We start from the raw sequence: 20,042 nt of genomic DNA on the forward strand, positions 1-20,042 counted from the left end.
GAAACCATTTTTATTCACTATCTAGTTTTCCAATAATAGCGGTATTCTTTTGATTTACTGAACCAAAATCACTACCACTATCTTCAGAGTCGTTTGTTGCTATAGAGCTACCACTATTTACTGAACTAGAGGCATTGCTATCTGTGCTTTTACTAGTTGTAGAATCACTACTACTTTGAGAATTAGATGTATTGTTATCTGTATCTTCATCATCTAGCCTTTTAGCGGTAGCTACAGAGCTGCCACTGCTTATATTGCTCGATGACTTATCTTTTTTAAGATCACTCTTAGTTACTATGTCACTATCTTGGGCAGCTATCTCATTAGCAATATTTTCCTCAGGATCTCCCTTAGCATTGGCTTTTTGGTCCTGATCTACAACGTCATTAAGATAATTCGCAATTTCTTTCTTAACTTGTTTTTGATTGTTTAGTACATCTTTTTGCATATAGTGTGCTTCATGTACTGTATCTATCGTCATATGAGTATATAAATATTCAGGATCTATAACAAATGGTCTAAGTTCTGTACCATAGCGTTTTTCTAATCCAGGGAAGTCAACAGTATAAGCAACTTTTATACGTTTTTCACCATTATCATCAGTCATAACCATTGCAACAAGATTAGCCTGTACTTTGTACTTTTGTCTGACTAGATGATATTGCTGCTTTCTATCGATAACAATTTGTCTAATAGGTGTTGCATATACATCTTCTATCTTGATTGGTTTATTAACAGTTGTTATTCCAGCTTTTTGTAGCTCATGGATAGCATAGCTACCATAATTATCTTTTGCTAGTCTTAGATCTATCTCAATCATTTTGACTAATACTTTTTGCCTAAACTCTCTTGCTTGTTGTAATGTTAAAGCAAAACATGTTCCCGTATCATCCTTCTGGAAACAGCCATTTCTTTTATCTATAAGGACAAACATTTTGCGAGTTTTATCATAGTATAGCTGATAATCAGGAGTATTTTTCCCATGGCCGACATAAACGAATTTATCGCCAGTTAGCATGCCGCATGATGCTACTATTAGAACAAATAAAAGTAATGATGTTTTTTTAAAAAAATTGCGCATATTAATTCCACGTTACACTTTTACAAAAATAATTTTGCCTAGCTGCCATTAAAAGTAAAGCTTTGTTTACCAAAATGGTTAAAAAACTATATTCGAGAATTTTCCTTCATAAGTTTCTTATATTTTTTCTCTATCATTTTCCTTTTAAGAGAGCCTAGGTGATCAAAAAATGTTATACCATTGAGATGGTCTATCTCATGTTGTATACAGCGAGCTAAAAAACCTTCTTTTTCAATTATAACCTCTTCACCATACTCATTTAAAGCAGATATTTTAATGCTTGTAGCTCTTTTTACTTTTGCAGAGACTCCAGGGAAAGAAAGACAACCCTCCTCATCAATCACTTCACCATCTTGTTCTATTATCTGAGGGTTTATAATAGCTATAATCTCTGGAGCAGAATCATCTAAGTTATCAAACATTATAAAAAATCTTTTTTTGATACCTACCTGTATTGCTGCTAGACCAGCACCATTTGCTTCAAGCATCATCTCGCGCATTTCATCTAGAGTTGCACGTAGTTGATCGTTTATTTCTTCTTTCTTAACCTCCTCAGCTACCTCTTTTAAAACAGGGTGAGGATATTTTAAGATTTCCAAAGACATATTTATACTCCTTGTTCTAATATATCTTTTTTCATTTTTGCCATAGTCAACGCTGCTTGGACACAGTATTTACCTTTGTGACCTTTTTTACCGCCGACTCTTTCTAAGGCTTGTTCTTTGTTATGTGTAGTTAATATACCAAAAATTACTGGTAAATTATATTCATGCATAACTCTTTGAGTACCATAGCTTACTTGGTCACATACATAGTCATAGTGATCCGTTTCACCTCGAATTACACAACCTAATAGCACTACAGCATCAAACTTTGATGTCTCAGCTAAAAGCTTAGCAGCATATGGAAGCTCGACAGCTCCAGGGACCTTTTTAATATAAATTTGACTGTCTTTTAATCCTTGAGAGTAAGCTTCTTCCAAAGCTCCTTCTAACATTTTATCTGTAATTAAAGAGTTAAATTCACTTACAACAATTGCTAATTTTTCCATGCCTATACCTTATAGTCCTTTGATGGTGTGTTTCATTTTATCTTTTTTCGTCATTAAATAGCTTTTATTATGTGAATTAACAAAAGCCTCACAAGCTACTGGCTCTGCATGTATTCCAACAGTTTCCAAAGCATTAATTTTTTTAGGGTTATTAGAGATAAGTCTACAACTATCTATCTGGTTATATTTTAGTACTTGTATAGCTAGATCATATTTTCTAGCATCGATAGGAAGACCTAAAGCAACATTTGCCTCAATAGTATCCATATTTTCATGCATTTGTAGATTATATGCTTTTAACTTGTTTGTTAGACCAATACCTCGACCTTCTTGATCTAAATATATTAGATATCCACCTTCTTCATTTATCATTTGCATAGCTTTTTTAAGTTGTGCTTGGCAGTCGCAACGCAATGATCCAAAAAGATCTCCAGTTATACATGATGAGTGCATTCTTACAAGAGGTTTGTCACCTTTATAAGGTTTAGATAATACAACAACTTCTTCATTGCTGAATTTGTCTTTATATACAGTCATTTCAAGCTCACCAACTTGATCAAAAGGAATTATAGAACTGGCTGACTTTTCAATAAGGATTTCAGTAGCTAAACGATATTGATATAGCTCGGCAATTGTTAGTAGTGGTAGTTTATGTTTTTTAGCGAACTCTTCAAGTTGTTGAGCTTTCATCATAGAGCCATCTTTGTTCATAAGCTCACATAAAACACCAGCACTATTAAAACCACTAAGCTTCATAAGATCGACTGTTGCCTCGGTATGGCCGTTACGACCTAATACACCTTTATCATTTGCAATAAGAGGGAAAATATGGCCAGGGCGAGCAAGTTCATCAGCTTTAGCATCTGGTTTTGATGCAACTTGAATAGTATGTGCTCTATCTTTGGCAGATACCCCTGTTGTAACACCTTCTTTAGCCTCAATTGTTATTGTGAAAGGTGTTGAGAATGTACTATTATTTTTATCAGCAGCAACCATAGGCGATAGGTTTAGTTGGCTGGCTTGCTTTGAATCCATAGATAAACATACAATACCACTTGTATGCTCTAACATGAAAGCGATATTTTCCTCAGTGGCTTTTTGACCAGGTAGTATCATGTCTCCTTCATTCTCGCGATCGTAGTCATCAAGCACAACCACAGGAGTACCTTGTTTAAGAGCGTTTATAGCATTTTCAACATTGTGTTTTATTTGTTTAAACATTTTCTTTGAATCCTTGTATATATTTATAAATATATTTTCCTGTTGCATCTGCCTCAAGATTTATTATAGAACCTTGGATGTAATTTTTTGCAATAGTTGCATCAATAGTATGAGGTATAAGTGTTACTGTGAAAGATTTATCTAAAACTTCAACTATTGTTATACTCATACCATCAATAGTTACAAAACCCTTATTTACTAAATATTTAATAAAATCTCTTGAAGCGGATATTTCAATCAACCAAGCACCACCAACATCAGAGATGCTTTTAATTATACCTTTTTCATCAACATGGCCTTGAACCATATGGCCGCCGACAGTATCTCCATAGCAAAGAGCAAGCTCAGTATTTACACAGCTACCTAGCTCAAGTTGGTTTAAATTGGTTTTATCAAGAGTTTCTGGGACAGCATCAAAACTAGCTATATCATTATCTTTTAGTTGCGTAACAGTTAAGCAAACGCCATTTATTGCTACGCTATCACCTATTTTGCATTTTTGACTATTACTAAAAGCGATTTCAAAATACTTAACATTTTTGTGTGTAGATATTTTTCTTACTTCTCCGAGCTGTTGAACAATACCACTAAACATTTTTATTTTCCTTAAAACTAGAGTTTATAAGAATGTCATCACCTAGCCTTGACACTTTATTAAAACATAAACTTTCTTTGGGGTTATGATCGGCTATCATTACTGGGCTTAGGTAAGTATCAAATTCATTTATAAGCTTTTGATTAATAAAGTTTTCAAGAGTTCTCTTACCACCTTCTATAAGAAGGCTTGTTAGACCCATATTCCCCATTTTTTCTAATAAGCTTTCCAAACAAACTTGATTATTTCCAGAGGATAGTTCCCAATACTCGACTCCTAGATGATTAAGCTGAGTTTTTGCTTTATCAGAAATCTCGCTACAAACAAAAATAGTCTTAGCAATGTTTTGATCTAGAACTTTCCAGTTATTATCAACTTCACTAATTTTGCTAAATAGAATAAATCTTGTAGGATTTTTAAGTTTATTAATGCTTATACGCACATTTAGGCTTGGATTATCTTCAATAAGCGTTTGTTTGCCAACTAGGATAGCATCACAAATATTACGTAATTGATGAGTATTTATAAAAGCCTCATCAGAGCTGATCTTCTTAGAATCACCCGCATTAACAGCTATTTTGCCATCTAATGACATTGCCCATTTAGCATATACAAATGGTGTTTTGTTTTTCTGGTAGTGAAAGAATATTTTATTTAGTTGTTGTGCTTTTTTTTCTAAAAGTCCTACATTAACTTCTATGCCAGCATTTTTAAGTTTTTTGACACCATTACCTGCTACCTTAGGGTTAGGATCAAGAGTTGCAACAATAACTCTTTTAACACCTGCTTTAATTAGTGCGTCTGTACATGGAGCCGTTCTACCTTGATGACAGCATGGTTCAAGAGTTACATATACTGTAGAGTCTTTTGCTTGGCTACCTGCTTTGTTTAAAGCGTATATCTCGGCATGAGATTTACCTGCTATAGAATGCCAGCCTTCAGAAATAATAGCGCCATTTTTTACTATAATACAACCAACCATTGGGTTTGGGGAAACTGTTAGTCTACCCCTATTTGCCAAAATTAAAGCCTGTTGCATATAATATCTGTCAATATTTTTCATTTGCCCATCTAATTTTTAGTTGCATTTAGGGCAGGGGAAAGGAAAACGCGACATAACACAAAAACCAATAGCTATATTGGTATAAGCATTAAATTACTCTGAGTTTTACCAATCTTCTTCCATCCAGACTATACTGTCGGCTTTGGATTCTCACCAAATCTGCTTGACCTTTCTAAGTTACCTTAGAAAGCGCTCGCGGGCTTCTGTAGAACAGTTACCGCCGGTAGGGAATTTCACCCTGCCCTGAAGATTATGAAATACAGTATATCACTATAGATCTTGAATATGAATTATACTCTTGTTTTTTTACTTAATTAAAGGATATGTTAAATTTCGACAAGCTTATAGCTATAAGGACAATATAAGTTGTTGATGGTATTGTTTTTAGCCATCACCATACATCTGTTTAAGATTATGATTATAGAAATCAAGTGTCTCACCATAATCATATTTATCTGCTATAACTTCAATGTAAACACCTTTGGTATGTTTGCCAGCATTTTTCAAAGCATTAGCTAGCTCAATTTCTGTGCTAACTTTGATAGACATCCAGTCTTTACATCCAAATGCTTTGGGTAATAGGGTGTAGTTTAATTGAGCTATATCATCATAATTAGGGTCTGGATCAAGCTCTAGAGCTCTTTCAACAGTATAACCATTATTATTAATACAGATAATTATAGGATTTATATCATATCTTCCCATAACTCCTAATTCATTAAGAGTTAGTTGGTGCGAACCTTCACCAGTCAGTAATATGGTTCTTGAGCTTGGTTTTGCTAAAGCAATTCCTAAGGTTGCAGGTGTTGCCCAGCCAATTGATCCCCATAATGTTTGATTATAGTATTTTGTACCTTGTGGTAAAGGGTGTTTGACAAAGTTTAATGATGAAGATCCTGTTTCAACAACAATATTATCCGAGTCTTTTAGAAAATCGCTTAATTGTGCATATAGATTTTCTAGAGTAACTGGTTTTTTTTCTAAAGAATATTGTTTTACTTTAGGTTTTGAATGTTTTGGCTGATAATTTATGTTTTCTGGCATTTCTAGTAGCTTATCTATCAAATCGGATAGATAGACATCTTTGAAATAATTTTCATGTGATTCGACGAAACTAGGAGCTAAGTTTATCACTTTATCTAAATCAAGTTTGTTTGTGAAAGCCGAGGTGTTAAAGTCTGACCATAGTGCATCACCTATGTTTAAGACTATGTCAGCGACCTCAACTATTTTAGAAGTACCTTTATCAGACAGGCTGCCTGCATAAAAGCCTACATAGTTAGGGTGATTTTCTGATATTACACTTTTATCATGAGGCATTATTGCAAAAGGGATGTTTAATTTCTCAATTAAACTAATAGCTTTGTCAGTTACATTAAATCGATCAAGTTTAATAGATGGGATAGCGACGACTTTTTTTGTACCGCTAAGCTTATCATGTAAAAACTTATAAGCTTTTTCAAGCTGTAAAGAGTCGCTTTGTATATTAGAACAATCAAAGTCATCTGGTGTGTTATCTGTAACTTTTCTTTTACCATCATCTAGCGATATACAGATATAGGCAGGTTTGCGTTGTTTAAAAGCCTCTGCGATAACTCTATTCATTTCTCTACGCGCGTTATCTGGGGTTATTTTCGCTGAAACACAGGCAGAGGTGGCAGAGATATTTGAAAAAGTATTAAACTGACCATCACCTAATGTATGATGTACTTGCCTTCTTTTAGCAACAGCAATATCGTTAGGGGTGCCAACTATATGAAATACAGCCAAATTTTCAGCTTTTGATCCCATTATTCCATTTAGGGCGCTAAGTTCTCCAACGGCATATGTTGTAGATATTATAGCAGCACCTTTAGCTCGAGCATAACCATCTGCTGCGTAGCTAGCGTTTAACTCATTAGCATTGATGATATTTGTTAATTTTGGATTATTAATAAGGGCTCTATCAATTGAGAATGAAAAATCTCCAGGGACACAGAATGAATTTGTAATTCCTAAATCTACAAGCCTAGCAATAACATACTCAGCAACGTTAGATGCTTGTTTTACAGTGTTAAAAACCTTTTTGCCGGTTATATATTCGTTCATAGAATATCTCTTATATGAAATATCTCATAATAAATTCAAATATACATATGATTAGAAGCATCTACAAGAGTTAACAAGTGAAGAGTTGTATAGAGATAGGAAAGGTTTGGAAATTATTCTTGAGGCTTACTAAATGCGTATTTTTCGACTATTTCACCATTGATTAAATGCTTTTGGATAATTTCTTCTAAGACATCTGGAGTGCATGAGTGATACCAGACATTATCAGGGTGAACGACTGCAATAGGACCATTTTGACAGATTCTTAGGCAGTATGTTTTTGATCTGTAAATATGACCTTTTTGTGATAAATTTAACTCTTGAAGCCTTTTTTTTAGATATTCCCATGATTTTAACGAAACATCTCCTGCACAGCATTTTTGTCTTTCTTGATCACAACATAAAAAAATGTGTCTCTGAATATTTTTTAAGCCTAAATTATTAGATTTTGTTTCTAAAGTCATTGGCATTTTATTATCTCCGAATTTAGCTAATGTTTTTTTATTAAAATGCGTTTAAAATTTATTTTGTAAATATTAACAAATATGGAGCTGAAATGGAAAATAACATTTCTAATGAGACTTTAGAGAAACTAGCAAAAGTACATATTAAGGATGTACAAAGTAAAAGACGTTGGAAACTTTTTGTTAGAACTATAGTGGTTTTGTTTATATTAATCATGATAGTTCCAGGGTTATTTGGATCCTCATCTAAAGAACTTTCTCCTCATATAGCTTTAGTTAAAGTTCAAGGTGTAATAGCTGAAGATTCTGAGGCAAATGCAGATAGGATTATTAAGAGTTTAGATGATGCTTATGCAAGTAAATTTACAAAAGCTGTAATTGTTGAAGTAGATAGTCCAGGAGGATCTCCAGTACAGTCAGATGAAATATATTCTCATATGAGATATCTTCAAGAAAAACATCCTAAGATACCTATGTATGCTGTATGTACAGATGTTTGTGCAAGTGGTGGGTATTATGTAGCAGTTGGGGCTAAAGAAGTTTATGTAAATAAGATGACAATTACAGGATCTATAGGCGTTGTAGGTAGTGGGTTTGGCTTTACGGGTCTTATGGACAAATTAGGTATTCAAAGAAGAACTTACACATCGGGAAATAACAAGGATTTCTTAGATCCTTTTTCACCAGAAAAGCCTAGTCAAACAAAACAGTTTAAAAAACTCCTTGATGAGACACATAAAGTTTTTATAAATGCAGTTGAAGAATCTAGAGGTGATAGATTAAAAGATAAATCTATGGCAACAACTTTTTCAGGAGCTCCTTTTAGTGGTATAGAAGCTAAAAAGATAGGGCTTATAGATGGGTTTGCATCTGTTAACCAACTTAAAAGAGAGAAATTAGAAAATTTAGAGGTTGTTGATTATACTCAGCCATTAGATTTTTTAACAGCAGTATCAAATAAGTTAGGCAATAGTGTTTACTACAAAGCTTTGTCAGAGAGTAGCTTTAGCTTTAAATAAATGTTGAAACATCTAAAAACCATGACTATAATCGATATTAAAAGAAGTTTTCAAACTAACAAAGGTAAGGAAAAACTATGAAAAAGACAGTTTTAGGAGCAATGATTGCTGGTGGTTTAATGGTTTCTGCTTCAACAGCTATGGCTGGTGGCGTATGTTTCGCAAATGTTCAAGATATTTTCGAGACTTCTCCACTTGGTAAAGCAAAAGTTACAGCAGATCAACAAAAGCTAAAACCTCAAATGGATAAGCTTAAGAAAACAATCACTACTTTACAACAAAAAGTAAACTCTTACACTGAAGAGAAAGATGATGTTGCTTCTGATGATGCTAAAGGTGATAAGTCTCAAGCAGAAGCTGCAGATAAAACAGAAGATCAAGATAAGCAGCAAGCACAAGCAGATCTTGAAAAAGCTATGCAGCAGTACCAAAACTTAATGAATGAGGTTCAAAAAATGGCTTCTGATGATGCAGATGCATTCAAAGATGCTTTAACAAAAGCTTCAGGAGATGTTGCTAAGGATAAAGGTTGTGATGCTGTACTACCTGCTGAAATGAGCTTATATAACGTAGATGGTATCGATGTTACTAAGCAAATCGTTGCTAAAATGCAGTAATCTATAATAATATTTTTTATCTTTCTTAAAATCCTTCTATTTATTAAATTAAATGCTTCTTTTTTTTAGATCTAAAGCTATGTATAATCTTAATCTATATTTAGAAATAATTATAAAAGACAATTACGTATGGAAAATTTAGGCTATTTTGTTTCACAAAACTTAGTGTTTTGTTTATCTTTTATCTTGTTGTTAGCGATATATATAGTTTTTGAGCTAACTCAAACTAAGAAATCTCAGTATACATTATCTGTTGCAGATGCAGTAATGACTGTAAATAAAGGTAAAGGTGTATATTTGGATCTAAGAGACCAGGAAGCTTTTGCTAAAGCTCATATTATCGGCGCACAAAATATCCAGCTAGATGAAATTTCACAGAAGCATAAAAAAATGGCTAAGTATAAGTCAAAGCCAGTTGTAGTTTATGGGGATAATGCTACAAAGGCGATGCAAGAGCTACGTAAAGAAGGTTTTGAGCAGGTATTTGTACTTAAAGGTGGCTTAAGTGCATGGATGCAAGCTAGCTACCCAGTTAAATCATTAGCGAAATAAAAACTATTAAGGATCATTAAAATGGATCAACAACAACCACAATTTCAAATTCAAAAAGTTTATGTAAAAGATCTTTCTTTTTCTATACCTAATTCTGATAAAATCTGGGCTACAGCGTGGAGACCTGAGTTACATACTGACTTAAAAGTAGATGCTGTAAATCTTCCAGAAGAAAACACTTACGAAAGTGTTTTAACTCTTGAAATAAAAGTAGAAAATGATGGAATGACTGCTTTTGAGATAGAAGTAAAACAAGCAGGTATTTTTACAGTATCTCATATGCAAGAAGAGCAAATTGAGCATGCTAAAAAAGCATTTTGTCCAAATATACTTTATCACTATGCGCGTGAAGCAGTTTCTGATTTAGTATTAAGTGGAGGGTTCCCTCAGTTATGCTTATCTGCAGTGAATTTTGATGCTATGTATCAAGACTCATTGCAAGAATCTACAGATGGTAAACAGCATTAATATAAATTAGGGATTAGTAATTATGAGTAAAGAAAAAGCTCTAGAGTCAGCCCTTGCCCAAATTGAAAAACAGTTTGGTAAAGGTTCTGTTATGAAGCTTGGAGATCAGCAAGCGGCTCATGATATAGAAGTTGTACCATCAGGTGTTATAGCTCTAGATGTGGCACTAGGAATTGGTGGATATCCCAAGGGTCGTGTAATCGAAATATATGGTCATGAGTCTTCAGGTAAGACAACTCTTACTTTATTAGCTATTGCTCAGTGTCAAAAGCAAGGTGGCACAGCAGCATTCGTTGATGCAGAGCATGCATTAGATCCTAAATACGCTAAACTTTTAGGTGTTGATGTTGAGAATTTAATTGTTTCTCAGCCAGATACTGGTGAACAAGCTTTGGAAATAGCTGATATGCTTGTACGCTCCGGAGGAGTTGATATAGTGGTCGTTGACTCAGTAGCAGCTTTGACGCCAAAAGCTGAGATTGAAGGTGATATGGGTGACTCTCATATGGGTCTACAAGCAAGATTAATGTCACAAGCTTTGAGAAAGTTAACAGCTAACATTAAGCGATCAAATACTTTGGTTATGTTTATTAACCAAATTCGTATGAAGATAGGTGTTATGTTCGGTAACCCTGAAACTACCACTGGTGGAAATGCTCTTAAATTCTATTCATCTGTGCGTTTAGAAGTTAGAAAAGGTGGTGCTATTAAAGATGGTACTGATATCAACGGTAATGAGATCAAAGTTAAGATTGTCAAAAATAAAGTAGCTCCACCATTTAAACAAGCAGAGTTTGAGCTTATCTATGGTGAGGGTATCTCGCTAGAAGCTGAACTGGTAGATTTAGGAGCAAAACATAATATCATAGAAAAATCAGGTGCTTGGTATAGCTATAAAGGTAAGAAAATTGGCCAAGGGAAAGAGAAGGCTAAAGATTATCTAAAAGAGAATACTCAAGAACGTGATGAGATTGAAAGAGCAATACTTGAGCTTCTATTACCTCATAAATATGCACCACAAGATTCTGAATTAGCTACTCAAGATGAGCTTATCTAAAGAAAAAAACTATCTTCTTTATCTTCTTGCAAAGCAAGATTATTCGCGAAAACAACTTTCTGATAAACTTCATACTAGAGATAATATTTCATCACAAGAGATAGATTCGCTACTTGATGAGTTTGAGAAAAATAAATGGTTATCAGATAAGCGTTTTGCTAATGTGTTTATAGCAAGTGAGTTATCTAAACTTAGAGGTAAAAAGAGGATTATAAACACCGCAGTTTATCAAAAAGGACTATCTCAGGAACTAGTTTTAAATGTTTTAGAAAAGCAAAATATTGACTGGTTTGAGTTATGTCAAAAGTGTCTACAAAAAAAATATAAAGATATCAAACTATTACAATCTGATTTTAAATTAAAACAAAAAGCTATGAACTATTTAGCATACAATGGTTTTAGTTTTGATGAGATAGATTTTGCGATTAATGAGTCATAAAAGTTTTTAAAGATATGTTTTAAAAAAATTAAAAAAATATTTTAAACAACTTATAAGAAGAGCTTTTTTACTGTAAGCTGTAATGGTGTAATTACATAAAGAATATAGGAGATTAAAATGGCCAAAGGAACTGTTAATAAAGTTATCTTACTTGGAAGACTGGGTAATGATCCAGAAGTTAGAACTACTCAAAATGGTACTGTGGTTGCTACTTTGAGTATCGCAACTAATGATGGTATGGGTGAAAATATAACTACAGAATGGCATCGTGTTGTTGTGTTTGGTAAAACTGCTGAGATTATCCAAAGATATGCGAGTAAAGGGTCACAGCTTTTTATTGAAGGTAGACTACGTACTAACAAATGGCAAGATAAAAACGGTAATATGCAGTACACAACTGAGATTGTGGCTAATAATTTCCAATTTGTCGGTGGTGGTAATGCTCAAGCTCAAGGAAACTCGAACCCTAGTTACCAAAACAATCAAAACTTTAATCAGCAATCAGGTGGCAACTTTAATCAGAATCAGCAACAACAGCAGAAACAAAATGATATGCCAGATTTTGCAGAAATTAACTCATCTAACTTTGATGATGATATTCCATTTTAAGTGTAACATATGAAGATGTTACAATTTCTTTGTGGAAATAATCCTTAAAAATCTATATATAGCTAAAACCATATAAAAGTAGTATGTCATTCCGTCAGGCTTGACCACGGGATCTAGCAAATAGCTTATTGTAAGCTATTTGATCAAGCATTACTTTTATTTAAACATCCTGGGCTTATTTACTTTTTAATCTTTTGTAACTTATCATGAGTTACTCGTATTTCACATAAGCCTTGTTGAGTTAAAAGTTTTTCGGCTCTTTCTTGTATTTGCTTTTTCATTTTACTCGATTCTATATCAAATATCATAGTTCCTGATGAATGATTTATAGCAACATCATATGAGTGTAGTTCGTTAGATAAAAGATCATCATTAAAAAGTTTTTTACCTAAAGCTATGTATGCTTTATGAGGAAAGTTAGCTTTTTCTATAGTGTTAATTGTGATAGTAAGTTGATCTTTGTTTGAGCAAGCAAAGGCACTGACACTAGTAAACAGTAATATAGTTAATAATATACGTTTCATTTTATTACCCTGATATTTATATTTTAATAATGACTATGATACTAATCATTTTTAGAAAGTGAAATCTTTTCTAGTTGATTGTTAAATTGTTAGCTCTGGTCGGTGATAAATATAAGTTACTTAAAATAATAATAAAATTTTAATTAACTATTGGCTATATATCTTAGTACTTCTATTTTAGATTATAAGGAATATAAAAATCATGAAAAAGAAAGTTTTAGATTTGTCAGTTCTGGCTGGATAAGCAATGTTAACAGGATGTATAGATCAAAGTAATGATAATAGCTCTGTGTTAAAGAATGCTTTAATAGCGATTTTCCAAGTTGGAATTGCAGCAATAGTAGGTCTTCAACTGGAGCAGGTGTTGGCATAAACCAAATTAGCATTCCTGGGTTTGAAAATGAAGCTGGCTATACTCCAACAGATGTTACAATTGTAGCTTCGACAGTTTCTTCTGATTGCCAAATTTTTGGTTCTAGCGGCAATACGTTAACAGCAGGAGTTCCATCAACGGGTTATTCTTTTACCGATTTTGATGAATTTGGTGTTGATTCCTTGTTTGCGGCAATGGGATATAATACTTCCGGAAAGACAACTAATATAACAATTTCATTTACAGCAGCTGGAAAAAATTATTCTGCAACCACTACATTTACAGCTCAGTAGGAAATATTTGAAACAATAATTAGTGATTTTATATTGAGTTCTCTGTTGATAGATTAAAAGGCTCTTACCAATATTGTTACTCTACTCGATCTTGTTATATAATATAGCTATCATTTTATCTATCTTCTAATTTTAATTATGTCACATATTTTAGTTTTAAACTGTGGTAGTTCTTCAGTTAAATTTGCACTTATTAACCCACAAACAGCGGAGTCACTCTTAACGGGACTTGCTGAGAATATTGGTAGTAAAAATTGTAAAATTAGCTTTAAAACAAAAGAGAAATTTCAGAAAAACATTCAGAATGGTTTATATTCAGATATTTTCAATGAGCTAAAGCAATTTTTATCAGAGGGTAATTATTTAAGTAAGATTTCTGCTGTTGGGCATAGAGTAGTACATGGTGGGCAGTTTTTTTCAAAATCTGTGTTAATAGATGAAGATTCTTTACAAAAGATCAAAGGTTGTGTCCCTTTAGCTCCTTTACATAATCCTGCACATATTGAAGGAATTACTTTCTGCCAGCAGATATTTCCTGATTTACCTCAGGTAGCTGTTTTTGATACAGCCTTTCATCAAACTATGCCTAACTATGTTGCTGAATATGCTATACCGAGAGAGCTTACAGAAAAGCATAATATTAGAAAGTATGGGGCTCATGGGACATCGCATAAATATGTATCTGAACAGGCTGCAAAGATATTGGATAAGCAAAAAGCTAATGTAATAGTTGCTCACCTTGGCAATGGTTGTAGTATAACAGCTGTTGCAGATGGAAAAAGTGTTGATACTAGTATGGGATTAACTCCTCTAGATGGTTTGGTAATGGGGACACGTTCTGGAGCTATAGATCCAAGTATTTTTGCATATATCTCAGATAACCTTGGTTGGGATATTACTAAAATCACAAATACTTTAAATAAGAAAAGTGGTCTTTTGGGTATCTGTGGACATAATGATATGCGTGAAGTTTCTGAACTTGCTGCAAAAGGAGATGATCTAGCAAAATTGGCTATAGAGATTTTTTGTCATAGAGTTGCTAAGTTTGTCGCAAGCTACATGGTTTATTTTGAAAATTTTGATGCTCTTGTATTTACAGGAGGTATTGGTGAGAATGCGATTAACATTCGTGAGAATATTGTTTCAAAGCTAAATAACCTTGGCTTTGAAATTGATAGTGGCAAGAACGATAAATCTGATCTATTTATAAACTCAGGAAGCAGCCATAAAATAATGGTTATAGCAACTAATGAAGAATTGATGATAGCTCAAGATACACAAAACTTAATATAAGAGAATATTATGAAAAAGTCTATATTTATATTACCAACATCAAAACATACTGGCTTGCGAGTTTTAGCAAGTAGTTTAGGTCTATCTCTGCAACAGAAAGGTCTTAAGGTTGATTTTTTCCATCCTATCTATGATATGGAAATGTCAGTAGAGCAAATAGAGGAATATTTATTAAATGATCGTATAAAAGATTATGTTGAACTGGTATTGAGTAGATTTTATGAAAAATGTCAAGAGTCAGACTTTATAATTGTCTCAGGGTTATTTAGACAAGGTAGAAGCTCACATAAGTTGTATCCCATTAATGTTGTTGTTAATCAACTTAATATTGAACTTATAAAAGCATTGAATGCTGATGTAATAATAACCGCATACCATGGTAATAAGCCTATTTATGATATCAATGATGAACTTAACTATGCAGTTAAAGGAATTCCAAAGAAAATAAAAATAATTGGTGCAATAATCACAAAGTTAAATGCCCCTTATGATAGTGATGGTAAAGTTAGTTTTAGTTTGACAGATGAAAGTACCACTACTCAAGAGCATGGCCATATAACTAGAGAGCAACTTGAGCAGCTACCAGTATTTGCACAGAAGGGATTGAATTTAATAGGAGTTGTAGATTGGAATAAGGAAAGGACTTTTCCTCGAGTATTAGATATTAAAAATACTCTTAATCTGAATGTTCTATCTAATGTAAGTTTAGATGCTCGTGTTGAGAAAGTTATGATGTGTTCTAGAGGGGTTGATAATTTTGTAAATGATCTAACCCCAAATTCTCTAGTTATAACTTCTGCCGATCGTTCAGATATTTTAGTAACAGTATGTTTAGCTGTACAAAATGGTATGAAAATTGCTGGGATAGTTCTAACAGCTGAGGAAAATATTTATCAAGAAGTAAAGAAAAATGTTAAACAATTATGTGTTGAAACAGCTGAAAAAGCTGGTTTTGCGATACTTACAACAAAGAGTAAAAGTGTTAACACTATTCTTAAAATCGCTAATATTGATTTAATGGGAATCCCCGTTGATGATAAAGAAAGAATTCAAAAGGTAAAAGAAGTTATATCAAGTTCATTGGACAGAGAAAAAATAATCACAGCGATAACTTCTAGTGATATTAAAGAGGAGGTTATGTCGCCTCCAGCATTTAGATATCATTTGTTAAAGATGGCAAGAAGAGCTAAAAAGCGTATTATTTTACCAGAGAGTTATGAGCCAAGAACTCTACAAGCTGCAAAAAATTGCCATGAACAGGGCTTAGCGGAATGTGTATTAATTGGTGATAGAGAAAAGATTAATAAGGTTGCTGAGTTAAATGGGTTTTGTTTGCCTAATGATATTGAAATTGTAACAATTGATACTACTACTGAAGAGAGATATTTAGATGCTCTAGTTGAGCTACGTAAGCATAAAGGTCTGTCTAGAAGTATGGCAAAAGATGCTCTTAAAAATCCGATAATAGTTGCAACTCTTATGTTATATCTTGGTGAGGTTGATGGTTTAGTATCAGGAGCAGAGCATACTACAGCAGATGTTTTAAGACCTGCTTTACAACTTATCAAAACTAAGCCAAATATTTCTCTAGTTTCATCGGTATTTTTTATGTGTATGCCCGATGAGGTTATAGTTTTTGGAGATTGTGCAGTAAATCAAGATCCTACAGCAGAGCAGTTGGTTGATATAGCGATTCAAAGTGCAGAGTCAGCAAAGAAATTTAATATTGAACCACGTGTTGCAATGATTAGCTATAGTACTGGAAATTCAGGTTCTGGAGAACAAGTAGAGAAAGTTCGTGCAGCTACAGAAATGCTCAAGCAAAAAGCACCAGAATTATTAGTCGATGGACCATTACAATATGATGCTGCGATGATAGAGAGTGTGGCGAATAAAAAAGCTCCTAATAGTCCAGTTGCAGGTAAGGCAACGGTTTTAATATTTCCTGATTTAAATACAGGTAATACTGTATATAAAGCTGTACAAAGAAGTGCTAATGTTTTAAGTATCGGCCCTGTTTTACAAGGTATTAATAAGCCAGTAAATGATCTTTCAAGAGGGGCAACAGTTGATGATATAACCTATACGATTGCAATTACAGCTATTCAATCTATATAATTTGTTTATAGAAGTCTAAAAGAAGAAAAGTATTATGAAGAAAATATTTTTAGTCTTATTTGTTATTGGTTTGTCGGGGTGTGTATCTGTTAGTTTTAATCAACCGAATCCTGGAAATAGATATAATACAACTAGATATTAACCTAATATTTGGATAATAATGGAGGAAATAGCTATGAATAAACTATTAAAGAAAGTTTTACAAAAATATTCATATACTGGAAAAAATAGTTTTGAGCTAATTAATCCAGCAACAGGTGAACTTATATGTCAGCTTGAACAAAAAAGTTCACAATATGTTAAAGATAGTATTTTAGTTTCAAAGCATACACAAAATGTTTTTAAAGAGAAATGCGCTATTGATAAGTCAAAGATTTTATCCAAGTGGTATGATCTAGTAATAGAGAATATAGATTACTTAGCAGAGATTATTACTTTAGAAAGTGGTAAACCCTTAGCTGAATCAAAGGGAGAGGTTCAGTATGGAGCAAACTTTATTAGATGGTATGCTGAAAAAGCAAATAGAATAGATTCGCGTATATATGATCCTAATATTAAAGATGCAGAAGGTAGAGTTGATTATCAGCCTGTAGGTGTTGTAGCTGCGATAACTCCATGGAACTTTCCTTTCGCTATGATTACACGAAAAGCAGCTCCGGCAATTGCAGCAGGCTGTAGTGTAATACTTAAACCATCTGAGTTGACACCTTTAGCTGCCTTTGCTGCAAGAGAACTACTTATAGAAGCAGGAGCAGATGAAAACCTCTTACAGGTTGTTTGTGGAGATTCAAAGATTATTGGTAAAGAATTCCAGCAGAGTGATATAGTTAGAAAGATAACTTTTACTGGCTCAACAAAAGTAGGCAAGCTTCTTATGCAACAAGCGGCTGATACGGTCAAAAAGATATCTCTTGAGCTTGGGGGGAATGCGCCTTTTATAGTATTTGAAGGAGCTGATTTGGAAAAAGCCATACAAGGAATTTTAGCTTCTAAAATTAGAAATGCTGGTCAAGTTTGTATTGCGCCAAATAGGATCTTTGTGCAGAATTCTATTAGAAAAGAGTTTGTAGCTAAGCTTAAACAAGTAATTGAAGGGCTTAAGCAAGGCAATGGTTTAGAACAAGATGTAAAAGTAGGTCCTTTAATTAATAATGCTGCAGTAGAGAAAGTTCTATCACACGTTAATGATGCATTGGTGAAAGGTGCTGAACTAGTTTGTGGTGGCAAAGTAAACTTAGAGCTAGGTGGTAACTTTTTTGAGCCAACTATTTTAGATAATATGCAAGATAGTATGGTAGCTAGTTGTGAGGAAACTTTTGGGCCTGTCATTGCTATCTTTGGTTTTGATACAGAAGACGAGGTTATACAAAGATCAAATAATACAAAGTATGGTTTAGCTAGCTATTTCTTCAGTAATGATATGAATCAAATAAGACGAGTTAGAAATACCCTTGAATATGGTATGGTAGGTATAAACTCTGGAGTAATCTCAAGTGAAAAAGCTCCATTTGGAGGTATAAAACAGTCAGGGCTTGGTAGAGAAGGCTCTGATGATGGCATATATGAGTTTTTAGAAGCAAAGTATAGTTTGCAAAGTTTTATTTAGTTTTACTTATTAATTTTTAAATTATAAATATTATTTTAGTTGCTATAATAAGCCCTAGTTTTTTATCATAAAAATAATACTATTTTTAAAGGAGTTATTTTGCGTACTAAATCAATAATAGTTTCAAGCCTTGGGAGTGCTTTTGAAACATTTGACTTTCATATATTTGGCTTATTTGCTTTTCAGATATCTATGTCACTTTTACACCAAGAGTCACTCAATAGTTCACTTATTTTAATTTTTGCTATTTTTGGTGCTGGATATTTTGCTAGACCAATAGGCGCTATATTTTGGGGTAATCTTGGTGATAAATATGGTAGAAAAGTACCTTTTAAATGGACAGTTATTTTAATAGGGGTTTCATCGTTAATAATAGCAATATTACCAAGTACTAACACTATTGGTATATTTACACCCTTAATATTAGCAGCATGTCGACTAATACAGGGGTTCTCTTTTGGTGGAGAGCTGACAGCTGCAGTGTTACTAGTACATGAACAACCTTCTCCTAGGCGGAACTTCTTTACTTCAATAGTTATCTTCTGTGCAACCTCTGGGATGATTTTAGGGTCAATAGCATATTATTTGCTTAGTCTTGTATTAACGACAGAACAGTTTTTTGCTTATAGCTGGCGTTTAGCTTTTGCTTTTGGTGGAGTTGCGGTGCTATTTAGTTATTTTTGGCGTTCTTCGATAGGAGAGACTCTAACTACAGAACCTAGTAAGCCAAGAGGATTTGTCCTAGTAGAACTATTGAAAGACCATTTGGGATTATCACTAAGATCTATACTAACAATCTCTTCTTGTACTGTTTTCTTAGCAATGTTTATAGTGTTTTTACCAACATATTGCCAAAAATGTCTAGGTTTTGATAAAAACACAACCTCGACTTATGTGTTGGTAACGATAGTTACTTATGCTGTATCTGTACTAGCTGGAGGGAGAATTGCAGATAGAATAGGAAATATAGCTACTCAAGCTATAGGTATAATGCTGTCATTAATTTTAATTGTACCATTAGCGGTTAGTTTAATATCAAAAGGATCTTTAATTTTGATGTTTATAATTCCTTTTGCTTTTGCAAATGGGTTAATAAATGCTAACTATATGTGTGTAGTATTAAATAGGTTTAAAAAGGAGCAAAGATTTAGTGGTTTGGCAATTACTCAGAATTTAGCTATGGCAATTTTTACAGGAGGATTACCAATACTTTTTGCTTATCTAGCTGTAGATTTAAAAATCATATCTGCACCATTTTATATAATGGTTGTGATATATATTATTTCGTTACTGTCATTATCTAAGAGGTAATAGTCTTACTAAGTTCTTATTTACTAAAAAATATAAAAATTAGCCGTTAAATTATTGTTTATTTTCTTAGAAATGTGTAGAGTTTTAAATATAGCGCTGATTTATTTCAAATTGCGAGCGCTTTATAAATCCTGCTAAAGCGAAGCATTTCTTTTCTATTAAGTCTTGTAGATCGTTTTAGTAGGAAGCTTTTTGCTAAT

General features: G+C 33.2%; 21 protein-coding genes and 1 riboswitch. Of the genes, 12 read left to right on the forward strand and 9 right to left on the reverse strand.

Annotation, left to right across the window (positions count from 1 at the left end):
* Positions 1 to 10 precede the first annotated feature (10 nt).
* The 8 genes from F7310_RS00540 to F7310_RS00575 form a co-directional block, all read right to left on the reverse strand.
* Positions 11 to 1,081 carry an FTN_0109 family protein gene (locus F7310_RS00540; RefSeq protein WP_072711133.1) on the reverse strand — a complete coding sequence of 357 codons (1,071 nt, stop codon included), beginning with the start codon at positions 1,079 to 1,081 and terminating at the stop codon, positions 11 to 13.
* Positions 1,082 to 1,167: 86 nt separating this feature from the next.
* Positions 1,168 to 1,686: a peptide deformylase gene (gene def, locus F7310_RS00545; RefSeq protein ID WP_072711134.1), complete on the reverse strand. Its 519-nt coding sequence runs from the start codon at positions 1,684 to 1,686 to the stop codon at positions 1,168 to 1,170.
* A gap of 2 nt (positions 1,687 to 1,688) precedes the next feature.
* Positions 1,689 to 2,132: a 6,7-dimethyl-8-ribityllumazine synthase gene (gene ribH, locus F7310_RS00550; RefSeq protein ID WP_072711135.1), complete on the reverse strand. Its 444-nt coding sequence runs from the start codon at positions 2,130 to 2,132 to the stop codon at positions 1,689 to 1,691.
* Between the two features lie 9 nt (positions 2,133 to 2,141).
* Positions 2,142 to 3,353 (reverse strand): 3,4-dihydroxy-2-butanone-4-phosphate synthase, encoded by a 1,212-nt coding sequence (gene ribB, locus F7310_RS00555; protein ID WP_072711136.1) that lies wholly within the window; start codon positions 3,351 to 3,353, stop codon positions 2,142 to 2,144.
* Positions 3,346 to 3,948 (reverse strand): riboflavin synthase, encoded by a 603-nt coding sequence (locus F7310_RS00560; RefSeq protein ID WP_072711137.1) that lies wholly within the window; start codon positions 3,946 to 3,948, stop codon positions 3,346 to 3,348. The genes ribB and F7310_RS00560 overlap by 8 nt, the downstream gene beginning before the upstream one ends.
* Positions 3,941 to 5,011 carry a bifunctional diaminohydroxyphosphoribosylaminopyrimidine deaminase/5-amino-6-(5-phosphoribosylamino)uracil reductase RibD gene (gene ribD / locus F7310_RS00565; protein WP_072711138.1) on the reverse strand — a complete coding sequence of 357 codons (1,071 nt, stop codon included), beginning with the start codon at positions 5,009 to 5,011 and terminating at the stop codon, positions 3,941 to 3,943. The genes F7310_RS00560 and ribD overlap by 8 nt, the downstream gene beginning before the upstream one ends.
* Before the next feature lie 107 nt (positions 5,012 to 5,118).
* A riboswitch (FMN riboswitch) is annotated at positions 5,119 to 5,266 on the reverse strand.
* Positions 5,267 to 5,395: 129 nt separating this feature from the next.
* The gene (locus F7310_RS00570; RefSeq protein ID WP_072711139.1) at positions 5,396 to 7,099 is read right to left on the reverse strand and encodes an alpha-keto acid decarboxylase family protein; all 1,704 of its coding nucleotides are present in this window, start codon (positions 7,097 to 7,099) and stop codon (positions 5,396 to 5,398) included.
* Between the two features lie 113 nt (positions 7,100 to 7,212).
* Entirely contained in the window at positions 7,213 to 7,569 is a 357-nt protein-coding gene (locus F7310_RS00575; RefSeq protein WP_072711140.1) for a (2Fe-2S) ferredoxin domain-containing protein, read from the reverse strand.
* An 86-nt stretch (positions 7,570 to 7,655) separates the two neighbouring features.
* Here F7310_RS00575 and F7310_RS00580 point away from each other — a divergent pair, with 86 nt between their 5' ends.
* The 7 genes from F7310_RS00580 to F7310_RS00610 all read left to right on the forward strand — a co-directional run bounded on the left by F7310_RS00580 (position 7,656) and on the right by F7310_RS00610 (position 12,324).
* A complete protein-coding gene (locus tag F7310_RS00580; RefSeq protein WP_072711141.1) occupies positions 7,656 to 8,582 on the forward strand; it encodes a S49 family peptidase in 927 nt (308 codons plus the stop codon).
* A gap of 77 nt (positions 8,583 to 8,659) precedes the next feature.
* Positions 8,660 to 9,199, forward strand: coding sequence for an OmpH/Skp family outer membrane protein (locus F7310_RS00585; RefSeq protein ID WP_072711142.1), 540 nt, complete (start codon positions 8,660 to 8,662; stop codon positions 9,197 to 9,199).
* 129 nt (positions 9,200 to 9,328) lie between these two features.
* A complete protein-coding gene (locus tag F7310_RS00590) occupies positions 9,329 to 9,751 on the forward strand; it encodes a rhodanese-like domain-containing protein (RefSeq protein ID WP_072711143.1) in 423 nt (140 codons plus the stop codon).
* A 21-nt stretch (positions 9,752 to 9,772) separates the two neighbouring features.
* Positions 9,773 to 10,219, forward strand: coding sequence for a protein-export chaperone SecB (gene secB / locus F7310_RS00595; RefSeq protein ID WP_072711144.1), 447 nt, complete (start codon positions 9,773 to 9,775; stop codon positions 10,217 to 10,219).
* Positions 10,220 to 10,241: 22 nt separating this feature from the next.
* Positions 10,242 to 11,276 (forward strand): recombinase RecA, encoded by a 1,035-nt coding sequence (gene recA, locus F7310_RS00600; protein WP_072711145.1) that lies wholly within the window; start codon positions 10,242 to 10,244, stop codon positions 11,274 to 11,276.
* Positions 11,263 to 11,715, forward strand: coding sequence for a regulatory protein RecX (locus F7310_RS00605; RefSeq protein ID WP_072711146.1), 453 nt, complete (start codon positions 11,263 to 11,265; stop codon positions 11,713 to 11,715). The genes recA and F7310_RS00605 overlap by 14 nt, the downstream gene beginning before the upstream one ends.
* Before the next feature lie 117 nt (positions 11,716 to 11,832).
* Positions 11,833 to 12,324, forward strand: coding sequence for a single-stranded DNA-binding protein (locus F7310_RS00610; protein WP_072711147.1), 492 nt, complete (start codon positions 11,833 to 11,835; stop codon positions 12,322 to 12,324).
* A 179-nt stretch (positions 12,325 to 12,503) separates the two neighbouring features.
* Here the strand turns inward: F7310_RS00610 and F7310_RS00615 are convergent, their stop codons facing one another.
* The gene (locus F7310_RS00615; protein WP_072711148.1) at positions 12,504 to 12,848 is read right to left on the reverse strand and encodes a hypothetical protein; all 345 of its coding nucleotides are present in this window, start codon (positions 12,846 to 12,848) and stop codon (positions 12,504 to 12,506) included.
* Between the two features lie 247 nt (positions 12,849 to 13,095).
* Between F7310_RS00615 and F7310_RS10780 the strand changes: the two genes are divergently transcribed.
* The 5 genes from F7310_RS10780 (at position 13,096) to F7310_RS00635 (ending at position 19,842) form a co-directional block, all read left to right on the forward strand.
* A complete protein-coding gene (locus F7310_RS10780; RefSeq protein WP_257786353.1) occupies positions 13,096 to 13,221 on the forward strand; it encodes a hypothetical protein in 126 nt (41 codons plus the stop codon).
* 431 nt (positions 13,222 to 13,652) lie between these two features.
* The gene (locus F7310_RS00620) at positions 13,653 to 14,807 is read left to right on the forward strand and encodes an acetate/propionate family kinase (protein ID WP_072711149.1); all 1,155 of its coding nucleotides are present in this window, start codon (positions 13,653 to 13,655) and stop codon (positions 14,805 to 14,807) included.
* A gap of 9 nt (positions 14,808 to 14,816) precedes the next feature.
* Positions 14,817 to 16,925 carry a phosphate acetyltransferase gene (pta, locus tag F7310_RS00625; RefSeq protein ID WP_072711150.1) on the forward strand — a complete coding sequence of 703 codons (2,109 nt, stop codon included), beginning with the start codon at positions 14,817 to 14,819 and terminating at the stop codon, positions 16,923 to 16,925.
* Positions 16,926 to 17,100: 175 nt separating this feature from the next.
* Positions 17,101 to 18,531: an NAD-dependent succinate-semialdehyde dehydrogenase gene (locus tag F7310_RS00630; protein ID WP_072713502.1), complete on the forward strand. Its 1,431-nt coding sequence runs from the start codon at positions 17,101 to 17,103 to the stop codon at positions 18,529 to 18,531.
* A gap of 99 nt (positions 18,532 to 18,630) precedes the next feature.
* Complete coding sequence (locus F7310_RS00635; RefSeq protein ID WP_072711151.1) at positions 18,631 to 19,842, forward strand: MFS transporter; 1,212 nt, start codon at positions 18,631 to 18,633, stop codon at positions 19,840 to 19,842.
* The last annotated feature ends 200 nt before the right edge of the window (positions 19,843 to 20,042 follow it).

Source organism: Francisella uliginis (assembly GCF_001895265.1).
In the GTDB taxonomy this organism is placed as follows: Bacteria; Pseudomonadota; Gammaproteobacteria; order Francisellales; family Francisellaceae; genus Francisella; species Francisella uliginis.